This is a genomic window from Terriglobia bacterium (assembly GCA_020072565.1).
Lineage (GTDB): Bacteria > Acidobacteriota > UBA6911 > UBA6911 > UBA6911 > JAFNAG01.
Window position 1 is genome coordinate 1 of record JAIQGI010000087.1, and the last position, 15,019, is coordinate 15,019.

Consider the following 15,019-nt stretch of genomic DNA (forward strand, 5'->3'; position numbering starts at 1 on the left):
ATGCACTTTGTTTGGCGCGAAGCCTGCGGCCCCCAGCTTGCAAAAGATTTAACCGCCGAGGCACTGGTAAGGAAACTCATTGGAAGATCAAAGAGTGGATTACGACCGAAAAGTTACCCACTCACTTTGGAGAAGACCCACAATTCGAGAACTTCTTCAGTTGCCCCGTCGGGTTTTGTTTCCCTGGAAATCCTGTGACCCTGCATGACATAACTTACACGACTGCAGACAACCTCATCGTAGGGACAGGGACAGTGTACGGCAACTCCGTTCCGGTGTTTTTGAGTAACTCTTGGACTCCCCTTCCTGGAACAATTAATCCGATACCACAGTACGACATGTTCGGGTTTAATCTCGGAAGCCTCGGAGGGACGAGCCCCATGAGCCTGAGCATCACGACCAATCTCGCGACGTATACATTCCCCAGCATGAGCGTTCCTAATGTTTCAGCTGGATTGATATTCGAAGGTTTTGTTGCCGGTTCAGGAGAATATTTCACGAGCTTCAACCTCTCTTCAGATGTGGGCTATGGGGTGTTGCCGATCGTGAGGAAACGTATTTATTTGAACACCCGCCGGTCAGCTGCATTTTGTAATCCGACTCCTGCTGTCGAGTGATTGAACTTTCCTGCGCAAATACTCGCGATAGTCATCGGGGATCGGGGTGTCGAGGAGTTCCTGGATCACCGGGAAAAAGTAAGCCAACGAGCGTATCGGAGAGAGTGGCGGCAGATCATGCGGCCTACCGAGCCTGCGCAGGGACGCCAGCAGAAGAGCCGATTCCACGGTTGCCAGTTCGATCCCTCGTGCGTACAAGGCGGCAGCGCTTTTTCGGTCGTGAGGACCCGCTCTGGACGGGGTTTCGGGGAGTTCCAGGTAAAGTTTCAAAACCGCTGACAGATATTCGTTGTCATCTTCCTCGGGGATTTCCCGGATCATTTCTTTTTCCTCCTTGCCGCTGCTTCCAGTTCGCTCTCGCGCAGACGGTAGCTTTGGCCTTCGAGTTTGGTGACGTCCGCATGATGAGTGAGCCGGTCGACCAGGGTGACAATGCAAGAGGCGTTGGGAAAGACCTCGTTCCATTCTTTAAAACCCCGATTGGTGGTCACGATCACGGAACGTCGTTCGTAGCGGCGATTGATGACTTCATAGAGGAGATCCGCGGCATTGTCGTCGTAGGACAAGTAACCTACTTCATCGACACAGACTAGGCCGGCATTTCCGTACGTGCGCAGCTTCCTTCTTCGGGTTGCTGGCGATTCGCACTGCAGGTCTTCGATCAAAGCGGAAGCAGAGCGGAAAAGCACGGAGTATCCAGCCATGACTGCGGCATGGCAGATGTTTTTGGCGATCATTGATTTTCCCAAGCCATTCTGGCCGATCATGACCAGGTTGCGTGCCTCTTTGATGAAGTCCAGCGTGAGAGCGCGTTCGATGACGTCCCGTTCGATTTTCTCGGGCCAGTTCCAGTCGAAGTCGGCCATGGGTTTGAACTTCTTGATTCCCGACAGGCCCAGGCGACGTTCCAGGCTTCGGCGCGAACGATCGTCGGCTTCGATCTCCGACAGTTGTTCAAGCATCATACGTGGAGCCCAGCGGCCGGTTGTGGCCCGGGCGATAAAGTCATCGAGATTTTGCGCGACTGCCCGCAAGCCAATCTTCTCGAGTTTCGTGTTCAGGTTACTCGTCGGGGTCGTCGTCTTTGGCAAGGTCATCGTAAGTCTCCAAGGCATGTGGGGTGACGGATAGGTTTTCGAGTTCCGGGTAACGCGACAGGTCGACCGGGGACGGTGTTCGACGTTTGTTGGAGCGGCGGCGTTGGTTGAGAATAAAGGCTACCGAGGAAGCGCGTGGGGTTTTACGATCAAGAGCTTCGCAAACGGCGGCACGCACCTCTCTCGCTCCGTAGAGGTCCAGGAGATTCAGCAGTTGAGTGGTTTGGCTGCCGGCGGACTCGCCGCGAGCGAAGGCGGCATCGAGCAAGGCCTCGCTTTCGGGGACTGCCTGGGCGAGCCGGCCGCCGCGTGTGGAGCCAAGCGCCTTGCGTTTTTCTTTCAGCAACTCTTCCTGGTGCGCCGGATCGAGAATCTGCTGGCGGCGATCGTAAGAGCGGCGGTGGCGGGCAATCTCCTGGCTGCCGTCGAGAATGCGCACCGTGGATTCTGAAGCGGCCAGCATGAGCGGGCGACCGACGGCTGCCGGAGGGATCGAGTAATCGTTGAGGTCGAAGCGGATGTAGATGGTTTTGCCCGACTGCACCGTGATGAGCAGATCGGAGTCAAACCGGTGTGCAGGCAGCGGCAGCAGGCGTGGCGTTTCTTCCGCGAAGGCCTCCGCTACGGTGCGGTGATCGCCGCCGGGCCAGGGGCGGCCGTGGGCTTCCCGATCGCGCCAGGCGAGGGCCTGGCGGTTGAAATCCTCCAAAGTGGTAAACGGGCGGGCGGCGAAGAAGGATTCCCGTATATACCGTATGGCCCGCTCGACCCGCCCTTTTTGATTGCCCGCACGAACCTGGCAAGGGCGTGCAGCGAAGTGGTAGTGGGCGCACAACTCCAGGAGCCGCGGATGAAAATGAATAGCATCACCGCGCCGCTCGAGCACGCAGCTGCGGAGATTATCGTACAACAGGATTCTGGGAAGGCCCTTCCAGTCGGCAAAAGCGTGCACATGGCCGCGTAGAAAGCTCTCCATGCGTTGGTCGAAGAAGAACTCGAGGTACAACCCTCGGGAATAAGAGAGTGTGATGACAAAACAGGAGAGCCGCCGACGGGCCCGGCCAAAAGAAACTTCGCCAAAATGGGCCCAGTCAACTTGTCCCTGTTCGCCCGGGAAAGTGCGCAGGCAAAGAAACGCTTCCTTGTGGGCGGGGCGCAGGCAGGCGACGACCCGGCGCAGCTGCACCACACTGCCGCAGTAGCCGCGATCCCGGATCATCTGGAAAAGTCGTGTGGCCCGCAGGCGCGGATGCTTTGCCAGAACCTCGCGAATGAAGTCGGCATATGGGTCCGTTACACTGGGTCGTAATGTTTTGGTGTTATTGAACCGTTCGGTTTCCACGGCAATGCTGACCGTGTCCGGGTGAAGAACGAGTTCGTGAGCAATCGTCCCGACCTTCCAGTGTTCGGCATAGAACAAGCGGCGAATCCGGGCGCGGGTTTCCTCGTCAATCATGGCAATCACCTCAGTCGATGAAAAGGATTCACAAACCGGCCTGCCTGGCCGCAGATGATGCAGTAAGGCGCTCCGGGATCATGAATCACTCTGGTTTCCTGGGTTTGTTTGCCGCCATTTTCGGCGACAGCCGGTGGGTGAAGCGCCGGCGTGAGGATTTTGTCAGGGGAAGGCATGACGGGGGAACCTTGATCCATAACGGAAACTGCCGCCAGTCGTCGTCGATAGGACTGTTGACGGTCCCGTTGGTCGAGTCTCCCTTCAGGAGTTCGCCGATGACGCAGATTCGCAGCTCGACGTTGCTCCCGCCGTGCTTTGCCACGGCAATGGTCGCTGCAATACTGCTGGCCCCGGTCACACCGGCGGCAGATCCAGAATATGGCGCCGCACCCTTGTGCCCGGCAAAACCTTTGCCGGAGAGCATCTTCAGCCGTGTGTCGCATTCTCACCCAAAGGCGAGACTGGACAACGGCTGCCGATCATGGCAGCTTAATGGCGGCAGTGTAGACACCCTCTCAATCGAGAGGTACCGCCAATGGACCCCGGTCGAGGACACGACCGGGGTCTCCTCTACTCGACCTTCCGCACAAGATTACACGAAGATGATGATGAACTCCGCGCCTGCGGCGCGGATGATGTTGCGGGTATCTATTCCGGCGGGTGTTCAGAAAAGTACGGATTCAGATGATCGATGACATGGGGCGTGCGCTCCTGCGATTACCGATGTTTCGCTGGGTATTACGAGCAACGCCGTCCCCGAACCCACATCTCTCCTTCTCCTCGGCACTGGCCTCGGCGTGATCGGCTTTGCCGCATGGCGCAGGAAGAACTAACGATTTGCCAGCATAAATCGAATAGCTCACAAGGGCCGCTCTCGGGCGGCTCTTGTTGTTTGTGCCGTCCGAATTGCCTCCCCGTGAAATCAGAAAGCTCCTGGCGTCCGGCAGCCTACAGGGGAAGAGAGTAGACCGCCAGTGGATAGTTTCGGAAAACTCGCTACAGTCGTTTCTCGGTGAAACAGTGCGGGAATATGGCACGAAAGTGCCGGAATATGGCCCGAAGGTGCAGGGATGCGCGCCAGGTGCGTTAGGTTTGCAACGGTCCTGATACACGACGCCCATGTTTTGGGAAGGGTACGGTTTTCCTAGGTGTGTGTGCGTGTTGTCCGAGGTGTGCAAAATTCCGTATCTTTCAACGTTGCAATGGCTTATAGTCGCGTTTGTGTGCGGTACGAGAGGCGGAAGTTGACATAAGGCCCCATTACAGCCGTCGGTGGTGCTCTGACAGCGTGTTGCTGATGAGATAGAAAACTTAAAGCGTCTCTGTCCGATTAGATAAGTTTTTAGCAAGATGCAGCTTGTCAAAGAGGATTCTGTTTCGTTTCTTCGCATCCCGGAGCAGCTTCGCATAGGAAATGATTTCAACGTAGGCTGAGAAATTTGGATTGTAAACATAATAGCCGAGGTTGTCGGGTGTGGTCAGCATACCTTTACTTTTGGCAATGTCCTCGATCTGTTTGGTTGTGTCACAGATCACGTAAGCATAGGCTGGAATTCGCTCAGACTGCACTTTGATCTCCCTACCAGCCTTGTCTTTGAAGTGCCCACCTTTGATTTCGCGAATGAGCCGATATACCTGATCTACTGGATCTTCCTTTGGGTAATTGGATCGATCGGGTTTCTTGAACTCTATGATGACGAGCGAATTCAAGGCTGCGTCATCCTCTGTAAATGACAACGCCCGATCAAAAATCATGATGTCGGGCCGCGACTCAGAAGAATTTTCCAATACTCTAACTGCATCCAATGGCATGTCTGAAGCTAGGAACCAGTGATATGAGAGTCTCTCGTCTATGATCCAGAGGTTCTGCTGTTCATAGGGTACGTCGTCCGAGGTCGTACGCATCGGATAGATGATCTTGTGGATGATCTCTTCCAGCGGATATTTTCCCGTCTCTGGATCCGCCTGAAGGCTCCTTTCCAAAAACTCCAGAATCACCTTCCGGTGAATAACATATTGGGCGAGTGACGATTTTCCCAGCTCATTCTCGCGTTCTAGAAAGCTGTTCAATTTCGCTTCGTACTCCTCCGGTCTGAGCGCTGTTTCGTCGCTTTCCTCCATTAGCTTGTGGCTTTCCTGCTTAAGTTCCCGCTGTTTTGCGTGAAGTTGCTCATATAGTGCCATCTCCAAGGCATGGCCCTTCGCACCCGGAGGAATTCGGTCAATGAATTCGTCCAGGTAGCGCGCAAGCGGTCTGTATTGCGGAGCCTCTTCGGTGATGTACGAATTGATTGTCGTCCGCTTTTCGGTATTGATCTCTTCAAGGAAGGGCTCCAAGTCATTGGAGACGCAGCCGAGGGCGCCATCACGAATGGCGTCGAGGGTGATTTCATCAAACATCCCATCTATTGCCTTATCGGTCGGAAATGAGAAGTTTGTCCTTTCACCGTTGACGTGCTGATTAAGATACTCGCCTTCCACAAATCCCAGATACGCGAACGGACGACCCTCGTCGGTCAGCTTTCTTTGCAGGTTCGGAAGGTACTTATCCAGCCTCTCAGGGAACACCTCCCGTGAATTGGCGGCATAAATGAGCCGGTGCTGTGTTTCGTAAGGATTGTAAAGGCGCAGGCCCTTCAGGGTGAATGTCATGTCGCGTATCTTAAAAGGGTGCTTGCTGGCTTTAGCAGCGAAGGTTTCCCGAAAGTAATCGTTTAGGTCAATATGGTCCTTTCCGTCATGGATGGTCACTTTGGGACACATCGGATCAAGGAAGAAGGGCAAGCAGTGCTCGATGAGACGATGTCCAATGATTCTAAGATCCTGTGGGCAATTTTCCTTGTATGGAGATTGCATTCCTATTAGCCGAACTGTCGTCTTCGGTCCCTTCTCTTTGGATTCTGTTGCGGGGCCGTTGGGTTGATCTGATGTCATAGTGAATTTAAACACCCTCTTCATCAGCTTTCCGTTTTCGCGATAGTGACTCTCGATCTCTGCAGAGTGAAAAGCCTTTAGCCATATGAACCGCCCGATCCCTTTTCCTCCCCTACTGACTTTGTACTGCGTGTCGGAAGTAAAAAAGGCATCCAGATTGTTCTCGGTAAACCCAATACCATTGTCGATCACCGTAAACCCGTTGATGGAGCCCTCAATGCCAGGCAATCCTTTGTCATCGCATTCCACAACAATCTCGATGCTTCGCGACGTGTCTGGAGCATTCATATCCTCGATTGCCTCAAACGAATTCACAACCGCTTCGAACATCGGAAACAGGGCCTTGGAGCGTGGAAGTTGCGTATTTTTGATCTTGCCTACGAGGTTCAATTTCATGGGCTGGATCACTGAAGGGTTTTGCGCAACCCAACAAGAAATTGACATAAGCACAAACCTCCCTTCTCATAGGTTTGCGCCTATCTCGGTGAGAGACCCGACCGCCATCGGATCTTGGCCGCTAGTGTAATTCCTATTGCCTCAGACCGCAAGCAATTCTTGTATTGTCCAAACGTGATCTGCAATTCCAGCCTCCATCGCCGGTGTGACTCGCAGCGTTTTGTGAATGCGGCAGAAATTGTAAAAGGCAAAATGCAAAGCCACGGCATACTTTAGATTTTCCAGCTTCTTGGAGAAGCCCAAGGATAGCCTGGTTAGCCTTCTAAGAAACGTCCTCATCGTGAGGTTGTCTCGTTCCACATGCGACGTGCAAATCTCATCTCGATCAGGATTGCCTTTGATGATGCTTGGGATCGCCCCAACGCATCTTGAGGTGCTGTAGCGCCCCTGCTTAGCTCCGTCCTGCGACATTCTCCCGGCGGATTCCTTTCCTTTACCTGGATGTGTCACCGCTTGTGGGCTCATCGTCGTATGCGTACTCAATTAACGCGTTCGAGCCGGGTATCGCCTTGCTTGGAGGCAGCGGCTCTCCGCTCCGGTTCTTGCCGACAAATACTACCCGGATCACCGTTTTAGGTTTGCTTTTGATCAAAGCCCTTGCGGCAGCGCGGCTTTCAAGGCTTCCAAGCTTAAACGTGCCTGGCTTCGGATTCGTTAGACTCTCGTTTGTGTGGTCTGGTTTCTGATGTCTATTTGTCATTGCGCTTCAACCATTCTTCAAGCTCTTCGAGTTCATCGGTGTATAGGTCCATAAAGATTCTTCCGTCTGACCCCGGTTCTGGGGGGGGATGTCTGTAGCGTTCAGCCAGGGTCTTGGGAGCCCAAGGGGGCCGCGGGAAGCCTCAATGAAGAATCATGAGCCGTGATTTCCGACCTGATCTTTCGAGGATGGAGCGCGCAGCAGCTCGAGATTCCAGACTTCCCAGCGGATAATTCCCGGGTTTCGGCTCGTTCATTAGAGCGGCTCCATTCCCTCCGATAACCTGTCATCCACAATGACGATTTGCCTCTCCCCTCCTGGGCATTCTTCACAGCTGGGATCCCAGGGTCTCCTTGGAAGCTTCAAGATGAATTGAGTCATCCATGCGGACGTTTTCCAGCGCTCCAGAGCGCGACGCGCTGCTGCGCGTGACTTCAGGGAGCCGAGCGGAAAGTCACCCGGCTTTGGGCCGGGATTTGTCGCGGGTTCAAGCTGGCGCTCTGCCCGTTTGCCTTTGAATGGGTTCCAGTTATCCATTTCCTTTGTGCTCCTGATCGTCCGACGGTGTCGCGCCCAGGGGCGGCAGGCTGTAGGTTTTCCGAATTGCTGGTCCTCCTGGCACTTTCAACCACTGGCCTATCTGTGGCTCTCCCGCCGGTGGCCGGGTGCCGACCGCATGGATTGTCACCCATCCCGTAGGTTGATTCCGTTTCTCGGCAAGCAAACGCGCTGCTGCGCGACTTTCGGCGGTGCCGAGCTCGAAAGTGCCGGGATTTACGTCGCTGGGCTGTTCACTGTCATCTTACCCGTGCCTATTCCAGAATGCGCTACTCATCGCCGTGGGCCTCCTGACCGGTGATGGGTGTGGCACCCACGACGCTTGTGAACCAATCCGGCAAGGTGCCTTCTCGCGCGTAGGTTTCCAGTTCCTCGACGGTCATTCTTTCGAATAATTCATTCAGGTTGACCTGCTCTGTCCGGTCGACCCACTGGCCGGCGGCGTTGATCTTGGCGAGTGCCTGGACTGCAGCAACGACAGCCGAAGCGTTCACCTGGACGGTTTCCGCCTCCTCCACGAGCCGCTCAAGAGCTGCCCGGAGATTGCGCCTCCGCTTTTCGAACAGGCCGAGTGCGTGACAATGCCGGTAGAGAGAATCGCGGCTCAGGCCGTACCGCTTCGCCAGTTTGGTTGTATGGGCCCAGCCGATCCACTCGGCTTCGATCTGCTCCCGTTCAGGATGAACACAAACCCGGCAGCCAGCCTCGTGGCGTCCGGTCGAAGGGCGTCTCCGGCTGTGCGATAATGCGCTCTTTTTTTTGTTCATCTCTCCCCGCCCCTTGTCAGACTATGGCCGAGGGATTTTGATCTGCCATATCTGCACGTGCGTGTGTTTCTGAGGAATCAGAATGCTGCTTTAGGGATAGTGCAAAGCCGGGTCTTTCGCTTCTCAGGTCTCATGATCTTGATCCGGTCTCGCGGAATCTTGCAACTCCAGTCGCCCTGGTGATCCTTTTTGAGTTCCCATCCCAGCTTGGTCAGGCGGCGGACGAATCTTGGATCAAAGGTCCAGAAATCCCATTCGCGGCTTGCTGCGTTGGTCACGACGTTGGTTTCCTGTTCTTCGCGGGTCACTTCCATGTTTCCTCCAAGAACGGCCAGCCGATGTCCTGAAGCGTTTGGACAAAGTGTGGTCAAAGCGAATTTCAAATGTACTCAATTGCAACAACTCACAGGGGCGCTCAGGACGTTCAATCCAATGCGTTGAACCGGTTCCGGGCGGCACGATTCACAAGGAAGGTCAACCCGGCGATAGAGCATCTTCGGCTAGTTTCCGCGTAGCGCGTGACGTCCAAGGCTGAAATAAGCAGGCCTTTGGAACCCAGAGCCACCTACGTTATCTCGCTAACTTCCAAGAATTGGGGTTATGTCGAGCTCCGGCGCCGATCAAAACGTAATTCCTTTGTTTTCAGGCTCGACGTGAGATCAAGCATTACGAAGCCACCTTCTTGATAAGAGCGAGCGACTCAGAAATGATGTAAGAGTTTCCATCGCGCCCTCGGCGTTTCAAGCCGCACACCGGATGCCCAGCGCAGCGGGCGCACCCCTCCAGCCTCAACCAGTCCTTGACGGGACGCAAACATTGCCATGTACTCTAAAGCCCAAAATGGTCGCACAACATGGGCCGCTGGACACGCCCAGGTATTCCAAATCAATCGCACCGCCCCTTTTTTGCGCCTCGCCAATCCGTACGCGGTTCCCGCAAATCAACGCCTGCCTGCCACTCTCAGCCAACTTCCGCCTTACCCGATCAACAGCTAAACTCGGCACCAGCCACTGGAAACTGCCTCCGCGTCAACAAAACCGTTGCGCGCCCACCGCTTACCTCTGCTCCACGAAACGATCAAAATATATTAGTCTTGTGCTTTATCAACATTTTGTGCTAAGAAGCTATCATACAACACCAAATCGTAGAGGTTTTGGAGGAAAGCGGATTGGTATCACAGGATGATGCTACTCTTTTCCTTTTCCCATACTCCCTAACCACGCTCAACCGCCCATCCCTCCTTTTCCTATCAAGAATATTTTACTGCACTGACATTCTTCTTCACATTTCGGTCAATGGAGCCTAAATGAATTTATCTTGTCGTTCTCCTCTATTTAAGGCTAATCTTGCGCACGCCTTTCTTTTCATTTTTTTTCCGTTCTCCCTCGCTTTCATGGCATGCAACTCCTTGCAATCCATCCCCTTATCGCCCCCAAAAGACGACCGGTTTTTAATCCTCGTCGCTGGCGAAGGAATCTCCCAAACTACATCAACTAAGCTCAAATACGCCACAAACAAGGCAGAGGCTGCTGCCATGGTTGATGGTGTGAAGCTCGCATATGAGTGCTCCCAATCCGTTAAGTCGATCCTCAATCTCGTCTCCATTCAATATCAGGACGACTTTAGGGATCCAACAGAGGCTGCCGCTCTGGCCGCGCGCTATGCGGCTAATCCTGCAACGCTCGCCGTAATTGGTCATTCATCCTCAGGCACCACCAAACTCGCCGCGGCGCACTATCTGCCCGCCTCCATCCCCGTCCTGCTGCCCATATCAACAAACCCAGAGGTCTCTGGGAAAACCCTCTTTCGACTACCTCTTAATGACCAAGTTGGTCAAGCACCCGCACTGGTTCATTTAATACATAGCGATTTACACGCATCTCAAGTTTATATCGTGCGCGATGTCTCGGGTGATTCAGCAGTCTATTCAGACTATTTGCTCCAACGATTTAAATTTCTTCTTCCCGCCGACCATTTCAAACACAATCTGGACATTGACATCGACAGACCCCCCCTTCGCATCATTTCCGAGGAAGTTCATCGCTCCCAGGCCAACCTTGTATTGTTTGTAGGCTATGGCTCTACAGCTGTTCAATTCCTCGAATCGATGCATGAGGTTTATTCAGCAACCACCGATATACCCACCATCGTATTAACTGACGGCTGCATTTCACCGGATCTCCACGTTTATAATTTCCCTACATACCTCACTTCTCCCGTTCCCGACCTCGGTCTCTGTAAACACCTACCTCCCTGCTTTAGTGCCCGCCGCAATCCAGAATTGCCAAGCTATGAAGAATTTGGCTATGATGCATTGGAGATCATTTCCCAGGCCATTTCCAAATGCAAAGATATGGGATCGATCTCCAGATCTTGTATTGCCTCATCGCTGACGAACGATACGTTTTATGGCCTGTGCCAACAATATTCTTTTAGAAATGGCGAGAACACCACGGGAACTTATACGATTTATAAGATAACCGATGGTTCCCATGGGCCGCTATATAACCTTTACTCAACCTTAACCCAACAGGATCTACATGACATCCGAGACTAATACGATCGCCTCGCCACTTCTTGTACCCGGTCGAGATCATTTGAGGCACAAGATAGCCAGCATTGTACGTATCGGCTATGTCCCCTGGTTGTTGCTGATAGATTGCGGTATTGCCGCCATTGCACTCCTCGACATTCGCCGTTTTTCGCGGGCCACAGATGGAATCCAATCGTTATGGTATTCGTTTCGCCTTGTTCGTCTCTGGCCCATACAAAAAGAAGCCTTTTTGCTTGTCACATTGACGCTATTTTTGCCAATCGCAATAGCCATTGCCCGCATAGTTGCATATAAACATTCAACACTTCATGGTTCATCTGCTGTCCCGCTCTCGAATCGATGGAAGATTGTCCATTGGCTTACAGCCATCGTATTTTGCGCATTCATTTCCTGGTCTGATGCTATGGCGCGCTTGTCGGGATTCCAATATGATGTTCAATTCAACACATTTTCATACCTATTCAAACCTACATTCATTGTCGTGTTGAAAGCCAATGATCTAATATGGTCGACATTTTCAGCGCTAGGGGCATTCATTTTGGCGGCGATATGCGGACTCTTCTGGCGCCGCTTTCAACTCGCGCACTGGCTTTTGACCTTTTGGTCGGATGTTCAAATTATGGATATGGCGGGTCCGCTTTACCCTTATCGATATTCGCCTAAAAGAGCTCATTTTCTCGGTTCCGCTGTTTCGCCAGGTATCGTGTATGCCACAAAATGCGCTAATAAACTCATCCGCCACTGTGATCGACTCACACCTGGAAGTACAAAGGCCGCAAAGTGGCTAGCGGAAATAGCTGCTCAATGCAGTCAGTTATCTAGGAAATTGCTTGTCGATCCCTCTATGGCCGATGGCATTCATTTTTCATATACTAATGGTACAAGCCGCGCTCTTGAGTTGTGCCTCAGCAAATGGCCCGAAATAGACTGCGTTGTGCTCTCGCCCTATGAACATTTGTCCGAAAGAAGAGTCGCAGACTGGCTTTCGGGGCGCTATGCGATTACAGCGGTTGAGTGCAGGCATGAATACCGTTGGTTCCACGAGGATCCGATGAAATGTGCCGATGCTGTTTCCACTGCCATCATCGAGGCGCTTGAAAACGCTATTCGTAGCAATAAGTTTCCCGCTCTTCTTATCAGTGACATATGTTGGGCCAATGGTATAAATGTGCCTTTGGAGATAATTCTGAAAGAGGTTCGAAACCATATTGGAAGTCGATTCAAAGTTGTCATCGACGGCGCGCATGGTGTTGGCAATGCCAAGATTATTCAGGGCTGTTCTTACTGGGATGCTTATGTCTTTAGTGGTCATAAATGGCTTTATTCTAGGGAACCAATAGGCGTTATTATCACTAAGGATGCTTGGAAAAAACCGGTTCCGGTCGATTTGTGGTACGAAGGTGATGATGGCATCGCCATACCGATCGGAACAACGAGTGGCATGGCAATGTGCAATTTTAGAGGCGCGTTGGAGATGATCGACAAGTATGGATTTACGGTGATGTGGAAAAAGTCACGAGAATTGCGGACAAGATTGCTGAAGTCCCTTGGGTCGGAATTTGAAATACTTGGAATTAGTGACAGTGGGACTGACACGCATTCTTTTATTGTTGGCATTTCTCCAAGGGATGATAAAGAATTCTCTGATGATCTGCAGAGAAGACTAATTGACATCGGATCATTGGCGCTTGTGATTAGGTTGAAAGGTAAGGGTAAAGCTTTCGTTCGTACAACGGTACCATACTATGCTAGTCTTCGTGAGATTTCTGAGTTGAGAAAGCTGTTATGCAAAAGCTTGAAATAAGGAGGCAAAAAAAGGGCATAGGTGATTCTTAATGCTTTCGTGGATAGCTCGTTTTATTGAAGCAATTCCTGCAGTGCATTGGGTTAGTTTAAAGATATGGAGGCTGCTCCCAGCGCGGGTTGCAGGTATTTTGAGGGGATTGTTGACGAGACACTGGGTTGTGGGTGGTGTTGCAGTAGTCCTCGATGAAAGCACTGTTCCAAATGAAATTTTGTTAGTACGGCACAGTTATCGGCGAAAGGGAGCGTGGGGGTTACCTGGAGGATCGCTCGAATCCCCTGTTGTTGAAGGATTGCAGAATGTGAGCCTAGATGATCAAGATGATATTCTTGCGCTTTGCTTGAAGCGCGAGCTCTACGAGGAATTAGGCATCGAAATCACCCCTGTTCAGCTGCTACATATAGATGCGGGCCCCAATATCAAAGAAGAGCCGGGTCCATTACACTTAATTTTCTATTTCAGATGTTATCCTGTGAATGGTGTGGAATGGTTAAAGGAGTCGTTCGCGATCGGAAATATAAAGCCACGGTCGGCGGAAATAGATCGCATTGCCTTTGTCCCAGTGAATGAGATTTTTCAATATGATGTTGCCTCTGTGCACCTGCGATTTCTGCGCCGGAAGTTTGGTTTGGACGATCTGAAAGGGATTTTACATGTGATATAGAAGTACGACGTTTATGAAATGTGGTGCGAGACGCGCTCTGTACACTAAATCCTTTCGCGCGACCTTTGTCGCTGTGCGAGAGGAGTTTGACACTCTGTCGCAGTCGGTGCTGGACACGCTGTTTGCAACCGTGGAGTCTTTCTATTGATGGATTAAGATAAGATTGCCACCCAAACCGATTCTCGGCTCCCGTATGGTAAAAATAATCGGCCTAACCACAAATCGTTGCGATGGGAATTATTTGCCACGGCTGCTCGTTTCGACGGATGCGCTGCTTGACAGGCAGTTATGGATGCCCGATGCTGTAGATTTTCACCTCGTATCCGGAGGAAAATGTGCAAGCAATCCTGCAGCTCTGGCAGCTGTTCCTTTTGATCCTCGCCGGCTGGGTCAATCGTAGCCAACAGGATGCGATCGACTACCTTCTGACAGAGAACCGAGTGCTCCGGCAGGAACTAGGGAAAAAACGAATCTTGCTCAACGACGACCAGCGGCGCCGGTCAGCCGTCAAAGGCAAAATCCTCGGGAGAAAGATGCTCGAACAGCTCGCCGCTATCGTTACTCCAGATACGATCCTGCGTTGGCATCGGGAGCTTGTTGCGCGGCATTGGGACTTCAGCGGGCGGCGGAAGAACGTAGGACGGCCCCCTGTTTCGCAGGAGGCCGTGGACCTGGTTCTGAAGCTGGCCAGGGAAAACCCGCGCTGGGGTTACAGACGCATCAAGGGTGCGCTCCAGAATCTCGGGTATGCAATCTCGGATGCGGCGGTGGCGAACATTCTGAAAGCCCACGGAATTGAGCCGGCACCTGACCGGAAGCGCCAGTCGACCTGGAAAAGCTTCCTCAATGCCCACTGGGATGTGCTTGCCTCGGTCGATTTCACGACGATCACGGTTTGGACAAAAAGCGGATTGATCACCTACTACCTGTTATTCTTCATGGAACTGGCGACGCGCCGGGTGCACTTGGCCGGCCTCACGGCGCACCCGGATGAAGATTGGATGCTCCAGGTTGCCAGGAATGTTACCGACCCCGAAGATGGATTCCTTTGTCAACAGCGATATCTGCTGATGGATCGCGACGCGAAATTTTCCGAAGCGTTCCGGATCACCCTGAAGGAAGGCAGAGTTGAGCCTGTGCGACTGCCGCCGCGTTCTCCGAACTTGTCCCCTCATATTGAACGTTTCATGCGCGGTCTGAAAGAGAAATGTTTGGAGCGCATCATCTTCTTTGTAGAAAAATCTCTCCAGTCAGCCACGATCAGTTTCCTGGATGCGGATTCCGATGATCGTGGACAGTGATTCCGAATGATCGTGGACAGTGTCGGAGCGAAGCGACGCTGGCAGTTGACATCCTCACTGAAGTGTCCACCATCGTCAATCAAAAACAATCTTGGAGATAGAAACAACATC

14 protein-coding genes are annotated in these 15,019 nt (G+C 52.5%); 7 read left to right on the forward strand and 7 right to left on the reverse strand.

Features of this window, described 5'->3' with window-relative positions; all coding sequences use genetic code 11:
• The coding region (locus tag LAP85_27985; protein MBZ5500253.1) for a hypothetical protein at positions 1-198 on the forward strand (198 nt) is incomplete at its 5' end.
• A gap of 182 nt (positions 199-380) precedes the next feature.
• Positions 381-617, forward strand: a complete 237-nt coding sequence (locus tag LAP85_27990; protein ID MBZ5500254.1) for a hypothetical protein — start codon at positions 381-383, stop codon at positions 615-617.
• On the opposite strand, the gene LAP85_27995 is transcribed toward LAP85_27990, so the two are convergent.
• The 4 genes from LAP85_27995 to LAP85_28010 form a co-directional block, all read right to left on the reverse strand.
• Entirely contained in the window at positions 579-938 is a 360-nt protein-coding gene (locus tag LAP85_27995; GenBank protein ID MBZ5500255.1) for a hypothetical protein, read from the reverse strand. The two genes, LAP85_27990 and LAP85_27995, sit on opposite strands and share 39 nt — an antisense overlap.
• Positions 935-1,714: an IS21-like element helper ATPase IstB gene (gene istB / locus LAP85_28000; GenBank protein MBZ5500256.1), complete on the reverse strand. Its 780-nt coding sequence runs from the start codon at positions 1,712-1,714 to the stop codon at positions 935-937. The genes LAP85_27995 and istB overlap by 4 nt, the downstream gene beginning before the upstream one ends.
• Positions 1,680-3,170 (reverse strand): IS21 family transposase, encoded by a 1,491-nt coding sequence (gene istA, locus LAP85_28005; protein ID MBZ5500257.1) that lies wholly within the window; start codon positions 3,168-3,170, stop codon positions 1,680-1,682. Before istA ends, istB begins: the two co-directional genes overlap by 35 nt.
• 85 nt (positions 3,171-3,255) lie before the next feature.
• On the reverse strand, positions 3,256-3,594 hold the full coding sequence (locus LAP85_28010) for a hypothetical protein (protein ID MBZ5500258.1): 339 nt from the start codon (positions 3,592-3,594) through the stop codon (positions 3,256-3,258).
• 292 nt (positions 3,595-3,886) lie between these two features.
• Here LAP85_28010 and LAP85_28015 point away from each other — a divergent pair, with 292 nt between their 5' ends.
• Positions 3,887-4,003, forward strand: coding sequence for a PEP-CTERM sorting domain-containing protein (locus LAP85_28015; protein ID MBZ5500259.1), 117 nt, complete (start codon positions 3,887-3,889; stop codon positions 4,001-4,003).
• Between the two features lie 478 nt (positions 4,004-4,481).
• Here the strand turns inward: LAP85_28015 and LAP85_28020 are convergent, their stop codons facing one another.
• The 3 genes from LAP85_28020 to LAP85_28030 form a co-directional block, all read right to left on the reverse strand.
• Positions 4,482-6,548, reverse strand: coding sequence for an ATP-binding protein (locus LAP85_28020; GenBank protein ID MBZ5500260.1), 2,067 nt, complete (start codon positions 6,546-6,548; stop codon positions 4,482-4,484).
• A gap of 1,539 nt (positions 6,549-8,087) precedes the next feature.
• Positions 8,088-8,585, reverse strand: coding sequence for a hypothetical protein (locus LAP85_28025; protein MBZ5500261.1), 498 nt, complete (start codon positions 8,583-8,585; stop codon positions 8,088-8,090).
• Between the two features lie 77 nt (positions 8,586-8,662).
• A complete protein-coding gene (locus tag LAP85_28030) occupies positions 8,663-8,899 on the reverse strand; it encodes a hypothetical protein (GenBank protein ID MBZ5500262.1) in 237 nt (78 codons plus the stop codon).
• 992 nt (positions 8,900-9,891) lie between these two features.
• On the opposite strand from LAP85_28030, the gene LAP85_28035 reads away from it, so the two are divergent.
• From LAP85_28035 to LAP85_28050, 4 genes are all read left to right on the forward strand, one after another.
• Positions 9,892-11,142: a hypothetical protein gene (locus LAP85_28035; GenBank protein ID MBZ5500263.1), complete on the forward strand. Its 1,251-nt coding sequence runs from the start codon at positions 9,892-9,894 to the stop codon at positions 11,140-11,142.
• On the forward strand, positions 11,126-12,943 hold the full coding sequence (locus tag LAP85_28040) for an aminotransferase class V-fold PLP-dependent enzyme (GenBank protein ID MBZ5500264.1): 1,818 nt from the start codon (positions 11,126-11,128) through the stop codon (positions 12,941-12,943). The genes LAP85_28035 and LAP85_28040 overlap by 17 nt, the downstream gene beginning before the upstream one ends.
• A gap of 31 nt (positions 12,944-12,974) precedes the next feature.
• Positions 12,975-13,607: an NUDIX hydrolase gene (locus tag LAP85_28045; GenBank protein ID MBZ5500265.1), complete on the forward strand. Its 633-nt coding sequence runs from the start codon at positions 12,975-12,977 to the stop codon at positions 13,605-13,607.
• Positions 13,608-13,942: 335 nt separating this feature from the next.
• Entirely contained in the window at positions 13,943-14,908 is a 966-nt protein-coding gene (locus tag LAP85_28050; GenBank protein MBZ5500266.1) for a hypothetical protein, read from the forward strand.
• Positions 14,909-15,019 lie beyond the last annotated feature (111 nt).

Coding starts and splice junctions, on each gene's coding strand:
- LAP85_27990 (MBZ5500254.1), top strand. CDS start 381: ATGAGCCTGAGCATCACGACCAATCTCGCGACGTATACATTCCCCAGC.
- LAP85_27995 (MBZ5500255.1), bottom strand. CDS start 938: ATGATCCGGGAAATCCCCGAGGAAGATGACAACGAATATCTGTCAGCG.
- istB (MBZ5500256.1), bottom strand. CDS start 1,714: ATGACCTTGCCAAAGACGACGACCCCGACGAGTAACCTGAACACGAAA.
- istA (MBZ5500257.1), bottom strand. CDS start 3,170: ATGATTGACGAGGAAACCCGCGCCCGGATTCGCCGCTTGTTCTATGCC.
- LAP85_28010 (MBZ5500258.1), bottom strand. CDS start 3,594: ATGCTCTCCGGCAAAGGTTTTGCCGGGCACAAGGGTGCGGCGCCATAT.
- LAP85_28020 (MBZ5500260.1), bottom strand. CDS start 6,548: ATGTCAATTTCTTGTTGGGTTGCGCAAAACCCTTCAGTGATCCAGCCC.
- LAP85_28025 (MBZ5500261.1), bottom strand. CDS start 8,585: ATGAACAAAAAAAAGAGCGCATTATCGCACAGCCGGAGACGCCCTTCG.
- LAP85_28030 (MBZ5500262.1), bottom strand. CDS start 8,899: ATGGAAGTGACCCGCGAAGAACAGGAAACCAACGTCGTGACCAACGCA.
- LAP85_28035 (MBZ5500263.1), top strand. CDS start 9,892: ATGAATTTATCTTGTCGTTCTCCTCTATTTAAGGCTAATCTTGCGCAC.
- LAP85_28040 (MBZ5500264.1), top strand. CDS start 11,126: ATGACATCCGAGACTAATACGATCGCCTCGCCACTTCTTGTACCCGGT.
- LAP85_28045 (MBZ5500265.1), top strand. CDS start 12,975: ATGCTTTCGTGGATAGCTCGTTTTATTGAAGCAATTCCTGCAGTGCAT.